Source organism: Novosphingobium sp. ES2-1 (genome assembly GCF_015169775.1).
Taxonomy (GTDB): Bacteria; Pseudomonadota; Alphaproteobacteria; order Sphingomonadales; family Sphingomonadaceae; genus Novosphingobium; species Novosphingobium subterraneum.
Genome location: NZ_CP063446.1, coordinates 451,882 through 472,010, shown reverse-complemented (window position 1 = coordinate 472,010; position 20,129 = coordinate 451,882). Strand labels below are relative to the sequence as shown.

At 64.5% G+C, this 20,129-nt stretch carries 19 protein-coding genes; 11 read left to right on the top strand and 8 right to left on the bottom strand.

Features of this window, described 5'->3' with window-relative positions; translation table 11 throughout:
- Positions 1-5: 5 nt before the first annotated feature.
- The 4 genes from IM701_RS17420 to IM701_RS17405 form a co-directional block, all read right to left on the bottom strand.
- A complete protein-coding gene (locus tag IM701_RS17420) occupies positions 6-1,220 on the bottom strand; it encodes an acyl-CoA dehydrogenase family protein (RefSeq protein WP_193828573.1) in 1,215 nt (404 codons plus the stop codon).
- Between the two features lie 5 nt (positions 1,221-1,225).
- On the bottom strand, positions 1,226-2,377 hold the full coding sequence (locus IM701_RS17415) for a thiolase family protein (protein ID WP_193828572.1): 1,152 nt from the start codon (positions 2,375-2,377) through the stop codon (positions 1,226-1,228).
- Positions 2,374-2,769 (bottom strand): Zn-ribbon domain-containing OB-fold protein, encoded by a 396-nt coding sequence (locus tag IM701_RS17410; RefSeq protein WP_193828571.1) that lies wholly within the window; start codon positions 2,767-2,769, stop codon positions 2,374-2,376. Before IM701_RS17410 ends, IM701_RS17415 begins: the two co-directional genes overlap by 4 nt.
- A gap of 139 nt (positions 2,770-2,908) precedes the next feature.
- Positions 2,909-4,075 carry an FAD-binding domain-containing protein gene (locus IM701_RS17405; protein WP_230487897.1) on the bottom strand — a complete coding sequence of 389 codons (1,167 nt, stop codon included), beginning with the start codon at positions 4,073-4,075 and terminating at the stop codon, positions 2,909-2,911.
- 109 nt (positions 4,076-4,184) lie between these two features.
- On the opposite strand from IM701_RS17405, the gene IM701_RS17400 reads away from it, so the two are divergent.
- The 5 genes from IM701_RS17400 to IM701_RS17380 all read left to right on the top strand — a co-directional run bounded on the left by IM701_RS17400 (position 4,185) and on the right by IM701_RS17380 (position 8,365).
- Positions 4,185-4,634: a DUF3429 domain-containing protein gene (locus IM701_RS17400; protein ID WP_230487896.1), complete on the top strand. Its 450-nt coding sequence runs from the start codon at positions 4,185-4,187 to the stop codon at positions 4,632-4,634.
- Positions 4,635-4,749: 115 nt separating this feature from the next.
- Complete coding sequence (locus IM701_RS17395) at positions 4,750-5,082, top strand: cytochrome c (RefSeq protein ID WP_052242517.1); 333 nt, start codon at positions 4,750-4,752, stop codon at positions 5,080-5,082.
- Entirely contained in the window at positions 5,079-6,707 is a 1,629-nt protein-coding gene (locus IM701_RS17390; protein ID WP_193828569.1) for an FAD-binding oxidoreductase, read from the top strand. The genes IM701_RS17395 and IM701_RS17390 overlap by 4 nt, the downstream gene beginning before the upstream one ends.
- Before the next feature lies 1 nt (position 6,708).
- Positions 6,709-7,461 carry an SDR family NAD(P)-dependent oxidoreductase gene (locus IM701_RS17385; protein ID WP_193828568.1) on the top strand — a complete coding sequence of 251 codons (753 nt, stop codon included), beginning with the start codon at positions 6,709-6,711 and terminating at the stop codon, positions 7,459-7,461.
- 10 nt (positions 7,462-7,471) lie between these two features.
- Entirely contained in the window at positions 7,472-8,365 is an 894-nt protein-coding gene (locus IM701_RS17380) for an MBL fold metallo-hydrolase (RefSeq protein ID WP_062343837.1), read from the top strand.
- A gap of 69 nt (positions 8,366-8,434) precedes the next feature.
- Here the strand turns inward: IM701_RS17380 and IM701_RS17375 are convergent, their stop codons facing one another.
- Positions 8,435-9,202 carry a LuxR C-terminal-related transcriptional regulator gene (locus tag IM701_RS17375; RefSeq protein WP_039335645.1) on the bottom strand — a complete coding sequence of 256 codons (768 nt, stop codon included), beginning with the start codon at positions 9,200-9,202 and terminating at the stop codon, positions 8,435-8,437.
- A 144-nt stretch (positions 9,203-9,346) separates the two neighbouring features.
- Between IM701_RS17375 and IM701_RS17370 the strand changes: the two genes are divergently transcribed.
- Complete coding sequence (locus IM701_RS17370) at positions 9,347-10,441, top strand: acyl-CoA dehydrogenase family protein (protein ID WP_193828567.1); 1,095 nt, start codon at positions 9,347-9,349, stop codon at positions 10,439-10,441.
- A 42-nt stretch (positions 10,442-10,483) separates the two neighbouring features.
- On the opposite strand, the gene IM701_RS17365 is transcribed toward IM701_RS17370, so the two are convergent.
- Positions 10,484-11,899: a methyl-accepting chemotaxis protein gene (locus IM701_RS17365; RefSeq protein WP_193828566.1), complete on the bottom strand. Its 1,416-nt coding sequence runs from the start codon at positions 11,897-11,899 to the stop codon at positions 10,484-10,486.
- Positions 11,900-12,172: 273 nt separating this feature from the next.
- Here IM701_RS17365 and adh point away from each other — a divergent pair, with 273 nt between their 5' ends.
- From adh to IM701_RS17340, 5 genes are all read left to right on the top strand, one after another.
- Entirely contained in the window at positions 12,173-13,693 is a 1,521-nt protein-coding gene (gene adh, locus IM701_RS17360; protein ID WP_193828565.1) for an aldehyde dehydrogenase, read from the top strand.
- 154 nt (positions 13,694-13,847) lie between these two features.
- Positions 13,848-14,156 (top strand): EthD family reductase, encoded by a 309-nt coding sequence (locus IM701_RS17355; protein ID WP_062343840.1) that lies wholly within the window; start codon positions 13,848-13,850, stop codon positions 14,154-14,156.
- The gene (locus tag IM701_RS17350) at positions 14,153-14,578 is read left to right on the top strand and encodes a DUF779 domain-containing protein (protein ID WP_039335637.1); all 426 of its coding nucleotides are present in this window, start codon (positions 14,153-14,155) and stop codon (positions 14,576-14,578) included. The genes IM701_RS17355 and IM701_RS17350 overlap by 4 nt, the downstream gene beginning before the upstream one ends.
- Positions 14,579-14,632: 54 nt before the next feature.
- The gene (locus tag IM701_RS17345; protein WP_193828564.1) at positions 14,633-15,778 is read left to right on the top strand and encodes an FIST N-terminal domain-containing protein; all 1,146 of its coding nucleotides are present in this window, start codon (positions 14,633-14,635) and stop codon (positions 15,776-15,778) included.
- On the top strand, positions 15,775-17,985 hold the full coding sequence (locus tag IM701_RS17340) for a PAS-domain containing protein (RefSeq protein WP_230487895.1): 2,211 nt from the start codon (positions 15,775-15,777) through the stop codon (positions 17,983-17,985). Before IM701_RS17345 ends, IM701_RS17340 begins: the two co-directional genes overlap by 4 nt.
- 25 nt (positions 17,986-18,010) lie before the next feature.
- On the opposite strand, the gene IM701_RS17335 is transcribed toward IM701_RS17340, so the two are convergent.
- Both IM701_RS17335 and IM701_RS17330 read right to left on the bottom strand, forming a co-directional pair.
- The gene (locus IM701_RS17335) at positions 18,011-19,300 is read right to left on the bottom strand and encodes an NADH:flavin oxidoreductase/NADH oxidase family protein (protein WP_193828563.1); all 1,290 of its coding nucleotides are present in this window, start codon (positions 19,298-19,300) and stop codon (positions 18,011-18,013) included.
- Between the two features lie 64 nt (positions 19,301-19,364).
- A complete protein-coding gene (locus IM701_RS17330) occupies positions 19,365-20,048 on the bottom strand; it encodes a response regulator transcription factor (RefSeq protein WP_193828866.1) in 684 nt (227 codons plus the stop codon).
- Positions 20,049-20,129 lie beyond the last annotated feature (81 nt).

Sequence of the window (20,129 nt, the reverse complement as noted above, 5' to 3'; positions counted from 1 at the left end):
TTCCTTTACAGTCCGAGCACAGTGCGCGCGATGATGCTTGCCTGCACTTCGTTGGTTCCGCCGAAAATTGTCCATGCCCGGCTGTTGAGATAGCGCGCAGACGCGACCTGCGCGCCCTCTGCGTGGATCGGTGCCGGGGCATTGTCGCCATAAAGCGGCCGCGCCAGATCGAGCTGGAGGCCGGCCGGGCCATAAAGATCCACTGCCAGCAGATCGACGTCCTGACGGAGGTTGGAGGCCAGCAGCTTGCACAGCGAGGTTTGCGGTCCGGGCGGGCGACCCTTGGCGATCTCCGAGAGAATCTTCAGCTCGATCATCTCGAGGCTCTGGATGCCCAGTCGCACCTTGGCCACGCGGCGCTTCCAGTCAGTGTCGTCAGCCAGCCTGCCGCCACGGCCATCGGGCTCACCTTCCGCAGCCTGTTCGATCTGGGCAAGGTCGTATTCCAGCTTGGGCGAATGGCACGAACCACCGCGCTCGTTCTCGAGCAGGAACTTGGCGAGCTTCCAGCCATCACCTTCCTCGCCGACGCGGTCCTCGACTGGCACGATGGCGTCTTCAAGGAACACCTGGTTGACTTCGTGGTCACCGGCCAGCGTCAGCAGCGGCCGGACCGAGACGCCGGGCTGGTTCATGTCGACGAGCAGGAACGAGATACCTGCCTGCTTCTTCACGCTGGCATCGGTGCGGACCAGCGCGAACATCTTGTTGGCCCAGTGGGCGTGCGTGGTCCAGATCTTCGATCCATTGAGCTTGTAATGCGTACCGTCATCGGAAAGCACGGCACGGCACTGCAGGCTGGCAAGGTCAGAGCCTGAGCCGGGTTCGGAAAAGCCCTGACACCAGTAATCCTCGCCCGACAGGATCTTGGGCAGGTACTTCGCTTTCTGTTCGGGCGTTCCGAAAGTATAGATCACCGGGGCGACGAGCTTGAGACCCAGCACCGTCAGGTTCGGTGCGCCGGCAAGTGCACACTCCTTTTCGAAGATGTAGCGCTGCGTGGGCGTCCAGCCCGTACCGCCCACGTCCTTGGGCCACTGATAGGCGAGCCAGCCCTGTTCGTTCAGCACCGCGTTCCAGCGCTGGCCGATGTCCGGTTCGACGAACACGGTGGGCGACATCGCGGCGCCATGCTTCACTTCTTCAGGCAGCTTCTCGGCCAGAAAGGCGCGCACTTCGTCACGGAAGGCCAGTTCTTCGGGAGAAAGATCGATATCCATAACTGTCAACGCTCGAGAATTGTAACGGCAGAGACGCCGGGGGCGCCATAGACATGACTGTATGCGGTCTTGGGATTGCCGGGAACCTGCCTGCCGCCGCCATCACCGCGCAGCTGGACGACGTTCTCGTAGACCTGGCGCAGGCCCGATGCGCCGATCGGCTCACCACAGGCGAGGCAGCCGCCATCGGTGTTGACCGGAAGGCTGCCGCCAATCTCGGTGCGACCTTGCGCCAGCCATGCTTCCTGATCGCCGTCCTTGCAGAAGCCGTTCTCGGCCATGTGCATGATCTCCGCGCCGCATTCGGTGTCCTGCAGCTGGGCAAGGGCAATGTCTTCGGGCCCGATACCGGCCATGCGGAAGGCATCGGCGCTGGCGATCTGCGTGGCCGTGGCCTTGCCACCGCCGATGTCGATCGACGGCGCAAAAACCTCGAAGCTCTTCGGCGGGCGGGTGCGCATCGTCGCAGCCTTGAGCCGGACCAGCGGCTTGCCCAGCTCGCGCGCCTTCTTCTCGCTGGCCAGGATCAGCGCGACGCCGCCCTCAGCCGGAGAGCAGAACATGTATTTGGTATAAGGGTCCGAAACGAGCGGCGCCTCGAGAATGGTCTCCATGTCCACCGGTTCGCGCCGCCAGGCATGGGGCGCATGCACCGCATTGCGAAAGGCCTTGTTGGCCACGCGCGCCAGGCTGGTCTGGCTGATGCCGTGTTCGTGCATGTAGCGCATGATCTTGGCCGCAAAGAACTGCGTGGTGATCATGTAGCCGGCATCGCCATACCATTCCGGCAGGTTGTATTCCGAAGGCAGGGCATTGAACGCGCCGCGCGGGTGCTTGTCGAAGCCGACGGCAAGACCGATGTCGAACTCGCCGCTCTTGATCGCCATCTGGGCAGAGAACAGCGCCGACCCGCCAGCCGCACAGCCATTGCGCACGTTGATGAACTGCACGCCGGTCAGGCCCAGGCGCTCGACCATCGTATCGGGATTGCCGGCCGCGTCCGAGCTGCCATAGGCAAACTGGATCTGCGGCCAGTCGATCCCGGCATCGGCCAGCGCCTCGCGCACGGCATATACGCCCTGTTCGAGGCCGGACAGCCCATCGGTGCGACCGAACGGGTGAATGCCGACGCCAACAATGCAGACATCGTCGCTCATGCCGCATCTCCTGCAGGCCGGAAGGCGGGGATCATCACCGGATCGGCGGCATCCGGATCGAGCGGTATCATGGTCAGTTCCAGCGGCATGCCGATGCGGATGTCTTCGAAGGCGATGTCGGTCAGGCGCGATTCCACGATCACTTCGCCCGGCAGCTCGACGTAGGCGACGGCCCATGGGCGAAAGGCCTCGGGGCCCTTGTAGGGTGGCGATTTCGGGCGATAGCGCTGGATGGTGTAGGACCACAGCGTGCCGGTGCGTGACAGCGCGACTTGATCGTACCGGTCACCAGTGGGACAGGGAAACACCACGCGGCCCGTATCACGCTCGCGCCCGCCGATCAGGTGCGGCGGGTTGTCCTCGGTAATGAGCCCTTGGGCGATAACGTGCATTCCACTCCCGTCCGTGCAAGTCCGGAGGCCTGATTCCGGTTTCCTGCACTAGACCCGTCGAAGCAGCATTTGCCGACTCTGCAAAACGCTAGGGTGGGCAAAACGCTAGGGTCAGCAAAACGCTAGGGTCAGCAAAACGCTAGGGCAAGCAAACGGACAGGGGCGAGCGCATTGGTCGAAGTTGGTCCAGCAGGCGCGGAATTTCGCTCTTGAGGTTGAAGAAGCCCTTGCCGCAGTGGGGCCAGCACAGGCGGTCCCACGTGCGCTGGTGTTCGGCAAGGACCATGCCGTTTGCGGCAAGTCGTGATCGCAGCGCGTCAAGCGCGGCAGCGACCGGACCGACGGGGGCAAAGCCGGTAACCACCTGCCTGCAGCCGTGAAGCTCGGCGAAGGCCACGGGATTGGCTACCCCGACAGGACATTGCCAGTGAGCAGCAGCACGAAGGGCTGCGTCGTCGAGTGCCATCCGGTCCCACTCGTTGGCCGCAAGATCGTCGGCAACAACCACGGCGCGCACGTCAAGATCTGGCAGGACAGTTTCCAACGAGCAGTCTTCAGGCGTCAACAGGACCAGCGTGGGCAGGGCAGGGTCCAGGGCAATTGCCGTGCGGAGCGGCGTTCGCGGCAAGGGTGAAGCCGCCTCGGGAGTGCGCGCCACTCGGGCAAGACCATCGGGCCTGAACCTGCCCCCGGTCATCGCCGCGATCCGGTCGGCATCGGCAAGATAGGTCTTGCCCGGCGTATGCAAGCCCGCCACCCATCGCCAGCTCAGCGTATTGGAAGCAGGGTCTGCATCGACCAGCTTCTCTAAGAACCACTGCGCACCCAACTGCCAGGGCAGGCCGAGCGTGAAGATCCAGATCGATGCAACCTGCATCCGCGCCCAGTTGTGCAGGTAGCCAGTCGCCGCAAGCTCACGTGCCCAATGGTCGAAGGCATCGATGCCGGTGCGGCCTGCCATCGCCTCGGCAATCATGGTGCCGGGATGAAACGCGCTGACATCGGCGAGGTATGCGCTCCACACCCCGGGGCGCTGCTCCAGCCAGCCCTTCCAGTAGGTCCGCCAGAATACCTCGGCGATGAACTTTTCGCACTTGTCCAGCCGATGCGCCGCCAGAACGCTTTGCACAACTTCGTCTTCGCCGATCAGACGGCGGCGCAGCGCGGCGGAAAGGCGGGAGACATTGGCGTGGTTGCCCTGCGGGTCGACGAGATTGCGCCGCGCCGCATAGGCGCTGCCGGCGCGGGGAACGAAACGTTCGAGTCGTTCGAGAGCAGCGGCGCGGGTGAGGGGGAACCTGTCCATGCCCATGGCCTAAACCCGCTGGCAGTAATCCTCGACGTGGCAACAGGGCCGTGTTGCGAGAGGATAGGCGCAGGGGCAGAGCGGGCGAACGATGAAAGAGTCTGCCCGCGTGACCCGAACCACCCTGCCTCCTGCCGTCACCGTCTTGGGACTGGCGGGCTGGCTGCCACAGGCGCTGTGCATCTGGGCAGTAATGGACAAGGGGCCGTATCAGTGGACCGCCAAGGCGGCAGGCTGCTTCTACGCTGCGTTGATCCTGTCGTTCCTCGGTGGGCTGTGGTGGATGGCCGGGCTGCTTGGCGGGGTGCGGAAGTCCGGGCTCTATGTCGTGTCGGTGCTGCCCAGCCTTGCTGCGTGGGCTGCGCTGCTGCCGTGGAGTGAGGGCTGGCACTGGCCGGGCCCTTCGCTGGTTGCGCTGGGCCTGCTGCTGCTGGCCAGCCCGCTGGTAGACCGCAAGCTTTCCGGCGACGTCACTCTGCCGCCGGGCTGGTTGCGTTTGCGGGCGTGGATGGCGGGCGGCCTTGGCATCCTGACCCTGGCACTCGCATCACTTGGCTGATCTCGCACGCACGTTTCGCTTGGTGGAACGCTCCGGAACAGCGCCGATAGCGAGGCGCCCACAGGCGCGATAACTCTTTCGGCAAGCGGAGATCACGCCGCACCGGAGGGGATACATGCCCGATAAGACCACAGCCCTTGCCATTGCAGGGGCAACGCTGCTCGCGCTGGCCGCGCCCGCCATTGCCAGCCAGAAACTGGGCGAGACGCAACCGATCCGCGCGCCGGAGACGGTCTACGCCAAGACCTGCGGCTACTGTCATGGCCGCAACGTCGGCCCGATCATCCTTGGCCGGGCAATCCCGGCGGAGAGCGTCAAGTACATCGTCCGCCATGGCCAGAACGGCATGCCCGCCTTCCGCCCGACCGAGGTGAAGCCTGAGGAGCTGGAAGCTCTCGCCGCCTGGATCGAGAAAAGCGATGCTCGCAAGGGGGAGCACGGACAATGAGCGATCTGAACCTCGACCGTCGCGGCCTGCTTGGCGCAGGCATCATCGGTGCAGCCAGCCTTGGCCTTGGCACCGGCGCCAGCGCAAGGAACCCCGCGCCGCTCGCCCCTCACATGTCCAAGGCAGACTTTGCCGGGGTGATGAAGGCCTTCCGCGCTGTCGTTGGCGCGGAATGGGTGTTCGGCGATGAGGAAGCAGTCGCTCCCTACGCCAAGGTCTATGTGCCAGACCCGGCGAACCGCCACGTGCCCATCGGCGCTGTCTGCCCCGAAAGCGTTGAGCAGGTGCAGGAGATCGTCCGCATCGCCAACAAGTACCGCCAGCCGCTCTGGCCGGTCTCCACCGGCAAGAACATGGGCTACGGGATGACCGCGCCCGCCACGCCGGGGCAGGTCGTGCTCGATCTCAAGCGGATGAACCGCATCCTTGAAGTCGACGCCGATCTCGGGACTTGCCTGCTCGAACCCGGCGTCACCTACCAGCAGCTCAAGGATCACCTGGTAGAGAACAACATTCCGCTGTGGATCGACGTGCCGACTGTCGGCCCGATTGCCTCGCCGGTAGGCAACACGCTCGATCGCGGGGTGGGCTATACGCCCTATGGCGAACACTTCATGTTCCAGTGCGGAATGGAAGTGGTGCTGGCCGATGGGCAAGTCATGCGCACCGGCATGGGCTCGATCAAGGGCAGCACCGCGTGGCAGGCGTTCAAGTGGGGCTACGGACCCTATCTCGACGGCCTGTTCACCCAGTCGAACTTCGGCGTCGTCACCAAGATGGGCCTGTGGCTCATGCCCAAGCCGCCAGTCTACAAGCCGTTCATGGTGCGTCATGGTGAAATGGCCGACGTGCCGCGCATCATCGAGGCGATGCGCCCGCTTCGCGTCTCCAATCTCGTCGCCAACTGCAACCTGATGATGAGTGCGTCCTACCAGCTCGCCATGTTCAAGCGCCGCAACGAGATCGTGCCCGATGGCGCGGTGCTCGATGAGGCTTCTCTAAAGAAAGCAGCCAAGGCCAATGGCCTGGGCATGTGGAACACCTACTTCGCACTCTACGGCACCGAACAGACCGTGGCGGGCGTCGAGCCGATCATCCGCGCCAGCCTTGAAGCCAGCGGCGGTGAAGTGCTTACCGCGGCCGAAATGGGCGATAACCCGTGGTTCCATCACCACGCCACGCTGATGGAAGGCGGCCTCAACCTTGACGAGATCGGCCTGTTGCGCTGGCGCGGGGCCGGCGGGGGCCTTGCATGGTTCGCGCCTGTCGCCGCCGCGCGCGGCGTTGAGGCCGAGCGCCAGACCGCGCTGGCCAAGGAAATCGTCGAACGCCACGGCTTCGACTACACCGCGGCCTACGCCATCGGCTGGCGCGACTTGCACCACATCATCGCGCTGCTGTTCGACAAGTCCGATGCCGAGCAGGAGAAGAAGGCCGACGCCTGCTACCGCGAACTCGTCACCCGCTTCGGCGCGCAAGGCTGGGCGAGCTACCGCACCGGCGTGAACTCGATGGAGCTTGTCGCCCAGCAGTACGGGGCCGTGAACCGCGAATTCAACGCCAAGATCAAGCACGCGCTCGATCCCAACGGCATTCTCGCCCCCGGCAAATCAGGAATCGTGTAAGATGATGCGCTTCGAAAGAAAGGCCGTCCTCGTGACGGGCGCCGCCACCGGCATCGGCCGGGCCACAGCCATCGCATTCGCGCGCGAAGGCGCCTCGGTAATGATCGGCGACATCGACGACCGCGCCGATGAAACCGTCGCGATGATTCTCGGAGAAGGGGGCCGGGCGGCCTTCCGCAAGACCGACGTGCGCAAGGCCCCGGAGCTGGACGAACTGGTGGCGCAATGCCTCGACCGCTTCGGCCGGATGGATGCGGCGTTCAATAACGCCGGCGTCCTACCACCACAGCGTCCGATCCACGAAATTCCGGAGGACGAACTCGACCTTGCCATCGATGTCGACTTCAAGGGTGTGTTCTTCGCCATGCAGGCCGAAATCCGCCACTTCCTGAAGGTCGGCGGCGGGGCAATCGTCAACACCGCCAGCGTCGGCGCGCTGATCGCGGACCCCAATATGAGCGCCTACTGCGCAATGAAGCATGCCGTCTCCGGCCTGACCAAGGCGGCGGCCGTGGAATACGCCCAGCAAGGCATCCGCGTGAACGCCATCGCGCCCGGCTTCGTCGTCACCCCGATGACCCAGCACTGGGCCGACAGCAACGAATTCACCCAGATGTTCTTCGCCCAGAACATTTCAGGCCGCGCCGCGCGCCCCGAGGAAATCGCTCCCACGGTGCTGCACCTGTGCTCGGACGGAGCCAGCTTCATCAACGGCGCCACTTTCACCATCGACGGCGGCCAAACCGCACACTGAGGAGACGGAAATGCGAAAGGTTCTCTCGCTTCTCGCGGCATCGGCGCTTTCAATCAGCGCAGCCCATGCCCAGACACCTGCAAAGGGGCCGCTCGAATACAAGGTGATCCCGACCAGCCCGGTCAGCATGGTGGCCAACGTCACCCTGATCACCGGTGAGAAGGACGCCGTCCTTGTCGACGTACCCTTTGCCCGGTCCGACGCCATGCGCGTTGCCGCTGAAGTGCTCGACAGCGGCAAGAGCCTCAAGGCGATCATCATCACGCATGATCACCCCGATCACTTCTTCGGACTGGACGTGCTGCAGGATGCATTCCCGGACGCGAAGATCATCGCCAATCCGGTTGCCGCCAAGGATATGGCGCGCTCGATCCCGATCAAGTTCAAGCGCTGGAGCGGACAGCTCGGCACGAATGCGCCCAAGCGCCCGGTGCAGCCCGTGGCGATGGCCGGAGACAGCTTCGATCTCGAAGGCCACAAACTTCAGGTTCTGGGCCCGATGCAGGGCGATCACGTCCATTCGACCGTGGTCTGGGACGCCGAGACCCGCACCCTGATCGCAGGGGACATTCTCTACAATGGCGTCTACGTCTGGCTCGGCGAACACGGACCTGCGCAGTACGATGCCTGGCTGAAGACGCTTGACCAGCTCGAGGCGCTCAATCCGGTCAAGGTCGTCGCCGGACACACCAAGCCCGGCCTGCCTGATGACAGCATGAGCATCGGCTGGACCCGCGCCTACATCAAGGCCTTCGCCGAGGCGCGCAGCCGGTCGAAGACCTCAAAGGAACTCGCCGCGATCATGGCCGCGAAGTATCCCAATGCGACCGAAGTCTACGGCGGGTTCCTGCTCGGCATCTCCAGCCAGGTTGGCGCTGGCGAAATTCCGCCGTGGGATGAGTGAGGGACGATGAACGAGACGGAAGGCTGAGACCTCGAACGGCTGTTCACGCACATGCCTCGGTGACCACCCTCAAGTCGCCAGCGAGATATAGCCCAGCTGCGCCGCCTTGAAGACTGTCTGGCTGCGGTTCACCGCATTGAGCTTCATCGAGGCGTTGTGGATGTGGAAACGCACCGTGGCCCGGCTGCGGCCCATGATCATGCTGATTTCCAGGTCGGTCTTGCCGATGGCCGCCCAACGCAGGCACTCCACCTCACGCTTTGACAGGCGCGAGCCCGAGGGCAGGGCCTGCGCCGATCCCATCGCATGGACATAGCTGGCGATGAAGGTGCGTGCATAGATGCCGAAGGCGTCGCCGTTCTCAAGGAACACGTCATCCAGTTCGGTCTGCGCAGGATCGAGCGGATTGAAGCTGACTGCACCGATCTGCCCGAACGGCAGGTGCACGGGCACGACGATGGCAGCGCGGGTCATCGCGCGAGCCTCGAAGTTGGTGAGGTCGATGGCGGTCAGGTAGTGGTTAGGCTGGCGGGTGTGAAAACCGTTGGCGTTCACCCAGAATGGCTCGCTCTCGAACCGGCACGCAGACGTCAGCGGCGAATCGAGCGCGATGCGCGAATTGCGCCACCACACCTTCTCGTCGTTCCAGCCGAATACGTCGCGTGCCAAGATGTTGCCATCGGCATCGACCGGCGTGCGCTTGTCAGCAATATCGTGCGCAGGGGCGGCACGCATGCCGGCGGCCGTTGCGATCTGGTGCAGGGCTTCTGCCGCGCGGCGCACGTCCTGCGGATTGCTGATCCTGACCGAGTCGATCGACTCCACCGAAAGCTGCACTGACCTCTCCTGTACTTATGGACATGGGTCATACCGGCCAAGTGCTTTGGAAACAACGACGGTATTGGCTCAAACGCCTAGTCATTTGCGCAGCATGGCGAGCCGTGCGAACTTGTTACAGGTCGTCTCCTTGAGGAGAGGGACGTGAATTTCGACCTGAATGAAGACGAGGAAATGCTCAAGGCCCTTGCCGAGCGCTTCGTCGATGACAACTACGACCTCGATCGCCGCCGTGTCTATCTCGGCGGGGCGAATGGCTTCTCGCCGCAGATGTGGTCCCTGCTGGCCGAACTCGGCCTCGTTGCGGCACCCCTGTCATTCGAAAGTGGCGGGATGGCGCTAGATGCCACTGCGATCGCCACGGTGTTTCAGGCGCTGGGCAAGGGCCTCGTCGTCGAACCCCTGATAGAAAACGTGATGGTCGCAGCGCGGCTGTTCGAACGCGTCGCCCCGGCCGATCTTGCTGCACAATGGATGGACGGCCTTGCCATGGGCACCCGCCGCCTTGCGCTGGCCCATGCTGAACAGCGTGCCCGTGCAGGACGGACCTTCATCGAAACGCGCGTCGATGATGCGGGCGCTCTGACCGGAGCGAAATCGTGCGTGCCCGCTGGCGCCGGGGTTGATGGCTATATCGTCACCGCGCGCGAACATGGCGCACCTGCCGATCAGGAAGGCGTGGCGCTCTATCTCGTCGCCGCCGATGCGCCCGGTCTTTCGATCAACCCGTGGCGGATGGTGGACGGATCGCTGGCAGTCTCGCTCGATCTCGCTGCGGTGCCGGCCCAGCGGCTCGGCGGCTCGCTGGCCGATGTTGCCGAAGTCGGCGTGCTTGCCTCGCTCGCCCGATCTGCCGAGGCGCTGGGTATAATGCAGCAGCTGTTCGAAGCCACGCTCGATTACCTGCGCACGCGTCAGCAGTTCGGCACGCCCCTGGGCTCGTTCCAGGCGATCCAGCACCGCATGGCCGCGCAATATGCCGCGATCGAGCAGGGTAGGGCACTGCTCGATCTTGCCATTGTCAGCCAGGGATCGGACAGGTTCGCCACCGCCGTTGACGGCCTGCGCGCCTTCGTCGCCCCGGCTTCGGTCGAACTTGGGCACGAGATGATCCAGTTCCACGGCGGCATGGGCGTGACCGACGAACTGTTCATCGGCCACGGTCACAAGCGCCTGCTTGCCCTGTCGCGCTGGCCCGACGACGGGCTTGCCGCGCTCGACCGGTTTGCTGCTGCCTGAAGGAAGATGGCCCGAACCTGAAGGTTTCAGGGCCGTCTTGCCTCAGAACTCCGACCAGTCTTCGGCAAGCGCGAGGCTGCCGCTGGTTTGCATCGGAGCAGCTGACTTTACAGGAGACTGAAGGGCAGCACCGGGCGAACGTACCACGACCGGTCCGGTAACCCTTGGCCTGGCGCTCGGCTGATCCTTGATCAGGAACGCGCCGACGCCTGCGGACAAGGCATTGGCCTGTTCCGACAGACTGCGCGCCGCCGCTGCCGATTGCTCGACCATGGCGGCGTTCTGCTGCGTCATCTGGTCCATCTCGGCCACGTCGGCATTCACGCCGGCAAGGTTGCGCACTTGCTCTGCGGTATGCGAGGCGACTTCGGTGATGAAGCTGCTGATCTCGTCGATCAGTCCGTTCAATTCGCCGAGCACCGAGCGCGTCCGCTCGACGGTCGTGACGCCCCTGGCAACCGTGCTGGTACTGCTATCGACCAGCCCCTTGATATCCCGCGCAGCTTCGGCGCAGCGCTGGGCAAGGGCGCGCACCTCGGTGGCGACAACGGCAAAACCCTTGCCGGCCTCCCCTGCGCGCGCCGCTTCCACGCCAGCGTTGAGCGCCAGCAAGTTGGTCTGGAAGGCGATGCCGTCGATCAGCCCGACAATCCGGCCGATTTCCTGAGACGATTTCTCGATCTCGTGCATGGAATCCATTGCCGAGGCGGCAACCTCGTGGCCTTCTGCGGCCTTGGCGGCTACGCTGGCCACGGAGCGGTGGGCGGTATCTGCGCGCTCGGCGGTCTGGCCAAGCGCGCTCGTAACCTGGTTCATCGCCGTCGCCGCACGCTGCAGGTTTGCGGCCTGCCGTTCGTTGCGGCGGGCAAGATCGGCTGAAGCTGCGTCAATCTCCTCCGATCCGGTCAGCACCGTTCCGGCGAGGCCGCGAATGCTGGCGAGCGCGTCCGAGATACTGGCAAGCCCCGCATTGAAGTTGCGGCGCATCTCCTCGTACTCACCAGGGAACGCCTCGGTGACTTCTGCCGTGAGGTCGTTGGCGGCCAGTCGTTCCAGCGAACTGTTCATTCGGTCGATGATCCGGCGCTGCGTTTCCAGATCGGTCGAGGCGCGGATGCTGAGGCGAAACTTCTCCATCGCCTTGGTCATGCGCCCCACGCAATCGGCATGGTTCGTATAGCGGATCGGACTCTCGGTATCGCCGCCGGCTAGCGCTTCCATGCGTACGACCGTGTCCACATAAGGCCTGCAAATCCGCTCCGTCACCGTGCGCATGATCATGAAGGTCAGGACCAGCGAGATGACTGCGGCGCCTGAAACGAGCATGAGGATGTGTTCGGGGAACAGCAGAATGGCGGGAACGTCGAAAAGGTTCAATGCCGAAGCGCCGAGCAGCGCCAGCATCATCAAGCGCATTTTTTCGCGGATCGGCGCCTGCGTTTCGAACCAGTCCAACATGCAGCGGTTCCTTTCTTTCCTCGCCGCTTCCATTGGTACGCACGGCGATGAACTGCGAACAATCTCGCGAACCGTCTTACCTCTCGAGCATGAACGCCGGCCTCCATGCCCGATTGTTGAAACTCCTCATGTCCTTTGGTGCAGGTTTCGGCTTGGCCAAGGGGCAGGACCCTCGCGATGCGCGCAGCATCCTTCCAAGGTACAATTGGCCTCGTCCCGGCTTGGGCGCACACTGGTGCCAGATCTCGATAACAGGATTTCGGAGGACCGAGGATGTTGCAGCAGGCCCTTAGCCAGTTCACTGGCGTTTCACTCATTCGCGACAAGTTCGACAACTTCATCGGCGGCAAGTGGGTTGCCCCGGTGAAGGGTGCGTACTTCGACAATATCTCGCCGGTGACGGGCCAGGTCGCGTGCCAGGTCGCGCGTGGCACGGCCGAGGACATCGAGCTGGCGCTCGATGCCGCCCACGTTGCCAAGGATGCCTGGGGCAAGATGTCGACCACCGAACGGTCGAACATCCTGCTCAAGGTCGCCGACAAGATGGAAGCGAACCTCGATCTGCTGGCGATGGCCGAGACCATCGACAACGGCAAGCCGATCCGCGAGACGACCGCCGCCGACATTCCGCTTGCCATCGACCACTTCCGCTATTTCGCCGCCTGCGTGCGGGCGCAGGAAGGTTCGATTGCCGAGATCGACCACGACACCGTCGCCTATCACTTCCACGAACCGCTGGGCGTGGTCGGCCAGATCATCCCGTGGAACTTCCCGATCCTGATGGCGGCGTGGAAGCTTGCCCCGGCGCTGGCCGCAGGCAACTGCGTGGTGCTCAAGCCTGCCGAACAGACCCCGATGTCGATCCTCGTGTTTGCCGAACTGATTGCCGACATCCTGCCCGCCGGCACGCTCAACATCGTCAACGGCTTCGGCATCGAAGCAGGCAAGCCGCTTGCCACCAACAAGCGCATCAGCAAGATCGCGTTCACCGGCGAGACCACCACCGGTCGCCTGATCATGCAGTATGCGTCCGAAAACCTGATTCCCTGCACGCTGGAGCTGGGCGGCAAGAGCCCGAACATCTTCTTTGCCGACGTGATGGACCACGACGACGACTTCCTCGACAAGGCGCTCGAAGGCTTCACCATGTTCGCGCTCAACCAGGGCGAAGTCTGCACCTGCCCGAGCCGCGCGCTGGTGCATGAATCGATCTATGACCGCTTCATGGAAAAGGCGATTGCCCGGGTCGAGGCGATCAAGCTCGGCAGCCCGCTCGATGCATCGACGATGATCGGCGCGCAGGCATCGAACGACCAGATGGAGAAGATCCTCTCCTACATCCAGATCGGAAAGGACGAAGGTGCCAAGGTCCTCACCGGCGGCGAGCGCGCGATGCACGAGGGCGATCTTGCGCAAGGCTACTACGTCAAGCCGACCGTGCTCGAAGGCCACAACAAGATGCGCGTGTTCCAGGAAGAGATCTTCGGTCCGGTCCTCGCCGTGACCAGGTTCTCGACCGACGAGGAAGCATTGGAGATCGCCAACGACACCCTCTACGGCCTCGGTGCTGGCGTCTGGACCCGCGATGGAACCCGCGCCTATCGCTTCGGCCGCGGCATCCAGGCAGGGCGCGTGTGGACCAACTGCTACCACGCCTACCCGGCCCACGCGGCATTCGGCGGCTACAAGCAGTCGGGCATCGGGCGCGAAACCCACAAGATGATGCTCGATCACTACCAGCAGACCAAGAACCTGCTGGTCAGCTACAGCCCCAAGAAGCTCGGCTTCTTCTGAGGCGGAAGATGGAGATACCGGCGTAACTGCTGGAGGGAGACGGCGCGGCGCAGGGAGGAAGGTCCCGCCCGCGCCGTCACCATTTGTGATCTGCCCTTTGCACTTCGGCCGCAAGAGCGCGAAGGTGAAGCGATGAACAAGAGAGGATGAACCGATGGCCCAAGTCGTCGTCAACGTGATGTACAACGCGCCTGCCGATCCGGAAGCGTTCGAAGCCTATTACTTCGGCACGCACATGCCGATCGCCGGGAAAATTCCCTCGGTCGAGAAGGTCGTCCTCCTCAAGGGCCTGCCCGGACCCGATGGGAGCCCTCCGCCGTACTACCGCCTGACCCAGATCTGGTTCGCCGATGCCGCCGCGATGGCCGCAGGCATGGGCTCGGCCGAAGCCCAGGCCGCAACTGGCGACATTCCGAACTTCGCCACGGGCGGCGCATCGGTCATGATCTCCGAAGTCGGATGAGCAACCTGCCGCCCCGCGTTCTCAATACGCCTGAAGCCGGGGACTGGATCGCCCGGCTGACGGCTGCTCACGGACCGCTGATGTTCCATCAGTCGGGCGGATGCTGTGATGGCTCCGCCCCGATGTGCTTCGTGGCTGGCGAGTTCCGGGTCGGAGGGCAGGACGTGCTGCTCGGCCATGTGGCCGAGGGTACGCCGGTATGGATCGGGGCGGCGCAGTTCGAATACTGGCGGCACACCCAGGTCACCATCGACGTCGTTCCGGGGCGCGGCTCGGGGATGAGCCTTGAAGCGCCCGAAGGCGTGCGCTTCATCGTGCGCAGCCGGGTGTTCAGCGATGATGAAAGCGCCGCGCTCGAGGCCGCGGGCGAGCCGCCGCGAGGGGACAGCGTTGCACTTGGCGAGGGCACGGCTTCGCCCTAAGCTGCGCGGCAGGCAGGAGAACCCGCAAGAGGTCAGGCCATGGAGGATGCGGTGATGGAAACGGCGACAGCAGTGGACGAGGCGCGCATGATAGCGTGCACTTCGCGCGCAGCCGATCCCCGCGCCGCAGTGGCCGAGCTTGCCGAGTGCATCGAAGGCCGCAAGCTGGCCGGGGCGCTGCTGTTCTGCTCCAACGCCTATCCCCGCGATGCCCTTCAGGCCGAACTGGCCAGCGCCATGCCCGAAGTGCGGCTCTTTGGCTGCACTAGCGCAGGTGAATTGAACGATCAGGGGTATGATACCCATTCGATCGTGCTGATTGGATTCCCCGAAGGCCCCTTTTCCATGGCCTCGCTGCGCTTTGACGATCTCGATCATTTCGATCCGCAGGCTGCACAGGGCGCCATCCGCCAGCTCGTCGCCCAGTCGCGGCGCGAACATGGCGAGGGGCTTCATCAGGTCGCGCTGTTCTTCGTCGATGGCCTTTCCCACCGCGAAGAACTGCTGACGATGACCGCGCAGCATGCGCTGGGCGATATCCAGTTGATCGGCGGGTCAAGCGGCGACGGCCTGTCGTTCCGCGACACGGCCATTTTCCACGAAGGAGCCTTCCACAAGGACGCCGCTGTCATCGTCCTTCTCACCAGCCGCCGCCCTCTGCATGTCTTCTGCAAGAGCTTCTATCGTCCCGGCCCGGCCAAGATGGTCATAACCGAGGCCGATGCCGAATCTCGGGTCGTTACCGAGATCAATGCCGCCCCCGCCGCCGAGGAATACCGCCGCCTTGCCGGAAGTCCGCCGTCCGAACTCAATGCCCAGTTCTTTGCCGCCTATCCTCCCATCGTGCGCACCGGCGGCCAGTTCCACGTCCGGTCGATCCAGACGGCCAATGACGATGGTTCGCTGACCTTCTACTGCGCGATCGATACCGGCGTCGTCCTGTCCATCGGCGAACCGGTAGATCGCATCGCCGAAATGGATGCCCTGTTCGATGAAATCGGTCGCAAGGTGGGCGAGATCGACCATGTCGTCGGCTTCGATTGCGTGCTGAACCGCCTCGATGCCGAAGACCGCCAGCAGGCCGGCGTTGTCTCGCGCATGTACGTCGCCAACCGCGTTTTCGGCTTCAACACCTATGGCGAGCAGTTTCGCGCCGCGCACATGAACCAGACCTTCACCGGTCTCGCCGTCGGGCGATGAGCGGCTCGAATCTCACCGGCATTCTTGCCCCCGCCATGGTCAATGGCGAGGACGAGATCACCGCCTTGCGCGCCCGCGTGCGCCAGCTCGAAAAGATCAACGCCGCGCTGATGGACCGGGTCGAACGCTCAGGTGACATGGAGGGCGGCGCGTTCTCAATGTTCGAAACCGCCATCGCGCTCGAATCCGTGGTCCGGGACCGCACGAGCGCGCTCGAGGCGGCCATGGCCGAACTCGCCGCCGCCAACGAAGACGCCACTGCCGCCCGCGTCCTGCTGCGCGATGCGATCGAATCCCTCAGCGACGGGTTTGCCCTCTTCGACGCCGATGACCGCCTGATCCTGTGCAACCGCGCCTTCCTCAAGATATTCCCTGCCGTCGAACCGATTTCCGGTGACAGCCCGGAGTTCGCCGAAATGGCCAGCCGCGTGGCGCTGACCGGCTCGACTCTCGGCGCCGCAACCGGTCCGGATCGCTGGCTCAGCGACCGGGTCGACTGGCACCGCCGCGCCGAAGGGGCTCATGTGCAGGCGCTGGGCGACGGGCGCTGGATCCAGATCAACGAACTGCGCACCAGCGATGGCGGCATCGTCGGCATCTATACCGACATCACCTCGGTCAAGGCCGAGGACGCCCGCCAGCGCGCCTTGGAACTGGCAGAGCGCAACCTCGCGTTGCAGGCCACGCTCGATACCCTGTCCGAAGGCGTCTGCCTGTTCGATGCCCAGCGCCGGATGCAGGCGTGGAACGAAGGCCTCGTCCGCGTGCTCGGCCTTTCCGGCAGTGACCTGCTGCGCCATGTCGAAAGCCATGCCCAGCTGGTGCAGTGGTGCAGCTGGCGATTGGGCCTCGAATGTGCCGACAGCCTTGCCTGGCGGGAAGGCGATACGCGCCAGCTTTCCGCCGAATGCCTGATGGATGGCCGGCACTTCGTGATCCGCTCGGTCCCGCTCGGTAACGGCGGCATGGTCTTCACCTTTGACGACGTGACCGACCACGTCAGCCTGCAACGCTCGTTGACCGAGACCGCCGAACTGCTGGAGCGCCGGGTGCAGGAGCGCACCGCCGAACTGGTCGAAGTCAACCGCCAGCTGGTCGAGGCAAAGAACGAGGCCGAAACCGCCAGCCGCTCCAAGACCAGCTTCCTCGCCGCCGCCAGCCATGACTTGCTCCAGCCCCTGAACGCCGCGCGCTTGTTCGTCTCGGCAATGGACGGCCTCAAGTTGCCGGAGCGTCCGCGCGCTCTCGTCAGCCAGGCGTCAACCGCGCTGGATTCGGTCGAAGACCTGCTCGAAGCCCTGTTCGAGATTTCCCGCCTCGATGCCGGTGCCATCCAGCCCGAAATCGGCGATCATTCGCTCGGCGCGATCCTCCATGCCCTGCGCGTGGAATTCGCCCCGCTCGCCGCCGCCGGCAAGCTCGAATTCGACGTGGTCGAAACGCCGGCCTGGGTTCGCTCCGACGCGCGCCTCTTGCGCCGCGTCCTCCAGAACTTCGTATCGAACGCGATCCGCTATACCGAGGCTGGCCGCGTCGCTGTCGAGGTCGACGAGATACAGGGCATGATCCGCGTCACCGTGCGCGATACCGGCCCCGGCATCGCCGCGTCCGACCGCGAGGAAATCTTCGGCGAGTTCCGCCGCGTCGGCAAGACGCAGAAGATCCCCGGCAAGGGCCTTGGCCTTGCCATCGTGCGCCGCGTGTCCACCATGCTCGATCACCCGATCGGCCTCGATTCCGTCCCCGGCCTCGGTTCCGCCTTCTCGATCATGCTCCCCCGCGTCGAACCTGTCGCCGCGCCCGCGCCGGTCGAGCCGGCCTCGGGACCGTCGACCGGCAGTGGGGGCCTTGTCCTGGTGATCGACAACGATCCCGCGATCCTCTCGGGCATGGAAGCGCTGCTCGAGAACTGGGGCCTCGAGGTGGTCACCGCGCGCGATCCGGCAGAGGCCTGCGTCGCTGCCGCTCTTGCCCGCCGCCCTGCCATGGCCATCGTCGATTACCAGCTCGATGACGGCCTGACCGGAGAGCAGGCCATCGCCGCGCTGCGAGCCCGGGCCAACTTCGATCTGCCCGCCATGGTCATCACTGCCGACCGCAGCGAGGAGACCAAAGCCCGCTTGAACGCACTGGCGCTGCCGATCCTCAACAAGCCGGTCAAACCCGCCCAACTCCGCGCCTTCCTGCGCCAGAGGGACGTTCTCTGATCCCTAAGTCCGACACCCGCTTACCCTAGAGCGCGCGCCGTGCCTTCATCCACGCCTTTGCGTGGTTCTGCACCTGCAATAGCGAGGCGAACACCGATTTGCGCGGCTCGGGCGTGCCGGTCCGCCCGATCGCATCGATCTGGGCATAGTACCACATTTGAACGCCGAAGCCCGCGATGGTGCGGACGGTATCGAATTTCTCCAGCCAGCGCAGCGCCGGGGGCAGCAGGCGCAGCGTGGCCTCGAAGCGGGGCAGGTTGGCGCGGTCCTCCAGCAGATTGCGGCAGGCATCCGGCGCCCCGCACAGCGGTCGCCCGATGCCGATCAGGTCCGCCGCGCCCGTCTCCAGCGCATGCTGCATCGCCGCGCGGCTGCGGAAGCCGCCGGTCACCATCAGCGGCATCCTCGTCAGGCTCGCCTTCATCGCCTTGGCGAAGTCCACGAAATAGGCCTCGCGTGCCGCCGTCGAGGCCGGGACATCCGGCCGTTCGAAAGGGTCCAGCCCTTCCATGTCCATCATCGCCGGTTGCTCATACGATCCGCCAGAAACCTCCAGCAGGTCGACGCCCGCCTCCTCCAGCCAGCGCGCGACGGTCAGGCTCTCCTCGAAGGCAAACCCGCCTCGCTGGAAGTCTGCCGAATTGAGCTTCACCGAGATGCCGAACTGCGGGCCCACGGCTTCGCGCACCGCTCGCACGGTCTCCATCAGGAACCGCGCCCGGTTCTCCAGAGATCCGCCCCATCGGTCGGTGCGCTGGTTGCTGCGCGGGCTGAGGAATTGCGAAAGCAGGTAGCCATGCGCGGCATGGATCTGCACCCCGCCAAAGCCCGCGTCCTGCGCCGCTTTCGCACAAGTGGCAAACCGCCCGATCAGATCGAGGATCTCCGCTTCCTCAAGCGGCACCGGCTCGCCGAACTGCCCGCCCGGCAGCCCCAGCTTCACCGCCGATGGCGCCTTGGGGTGCGGGTTGACAGTGGCCTGCGTCTGCCGCCCTGCGTGGCTGATCTGCATCCACAACTGGTTGCCTGCGCGCGTCCCGGCCTTTGCCCACTGCGCCAGAGCCGCCTTCGTCGCCGCATCGGCCGCGCGATCGACGATGACATTGCCGGGGCGCTCCAGATGGTCACCATCGATCTGCACGTTGCCGGTTATCAGCAGGCCCGCGCCACCATCTGCCCACACGCCATAGAGCCGGTCAAGCTCCGGCGTCGGTCTGCCCGACGGATCGGCCAGTCCCTCGGTCATCGCGCCCTTGGCGAGGCGGTTCGGAATGACGATGCCGCACGGCAGGGCCAGCGGTGTCTTGATCAGCATGGCAATCTCCCCCGCGCCAGTCTGCCAGACCGGGCGCGTAGTGCAATTGCCGGATCGTGACCGTTTACCCCTTGAAGCCGATCTTCCCGGCCATGATCACCGCCTGCGTCCGCGAAAAGACGTTCATCTTCTGCAGGATCGCGGAAACGTGCGCCTTCACCGTCGTCATCGAGACATCGAGTTCATAGGCGATCTGCTTGTTGAGCCGCCCGGCGACGAGGTGCCCCAGGACCACCCGCTGCTGCGGGGTGAGGCTGTCGATCCGGCTGCGGATCGCGTCTTCCTCGGCAGCGGCGGAGTCATCACCTTCGAGTTCAGGCATGTAGATCTCGCCCGAAAGCACCTGGTTCAGCGCGTCGAGGATTGCCGCGCGCTTGAGGCTCTTGGGCACGAAGCCCGCCGCCCCTGCGGCCAGCGCATCGCGCACCACCTTGCGGTCTGTCACGCCCGAGACCATCACTACCGGCGTCGCCGGAAAGCGGTCACGCAGGGCTTCGAGGCCCGACAGGTGCGAAACATCGGGAATGTTGAGGTCCAGCAGGACCAGGTCGACATCCCCTTCCTGCTCGAGGGTATTGAGCGCAGCTTCCAGGCTGTCTGCTTCGAGGATCGTGCAGGAGGGAAAGGCGTCGTCGAAGATCGAGCGCAGCCCATCACGCACCAGCGAATGGTCGTCCACGATCAGCACGCGATCAGGTCCGTTTACGGCCATGGCAGCGCTCCCCCTTTCGGCTGCGAACGTGGTCATTGCGATGGTATTGCTCATCTGTCTCTACCCGGGGAGGGGGTGGAGCGCCAGACCTGCGGTAAGGTCCGGCGCCCCGGGGAA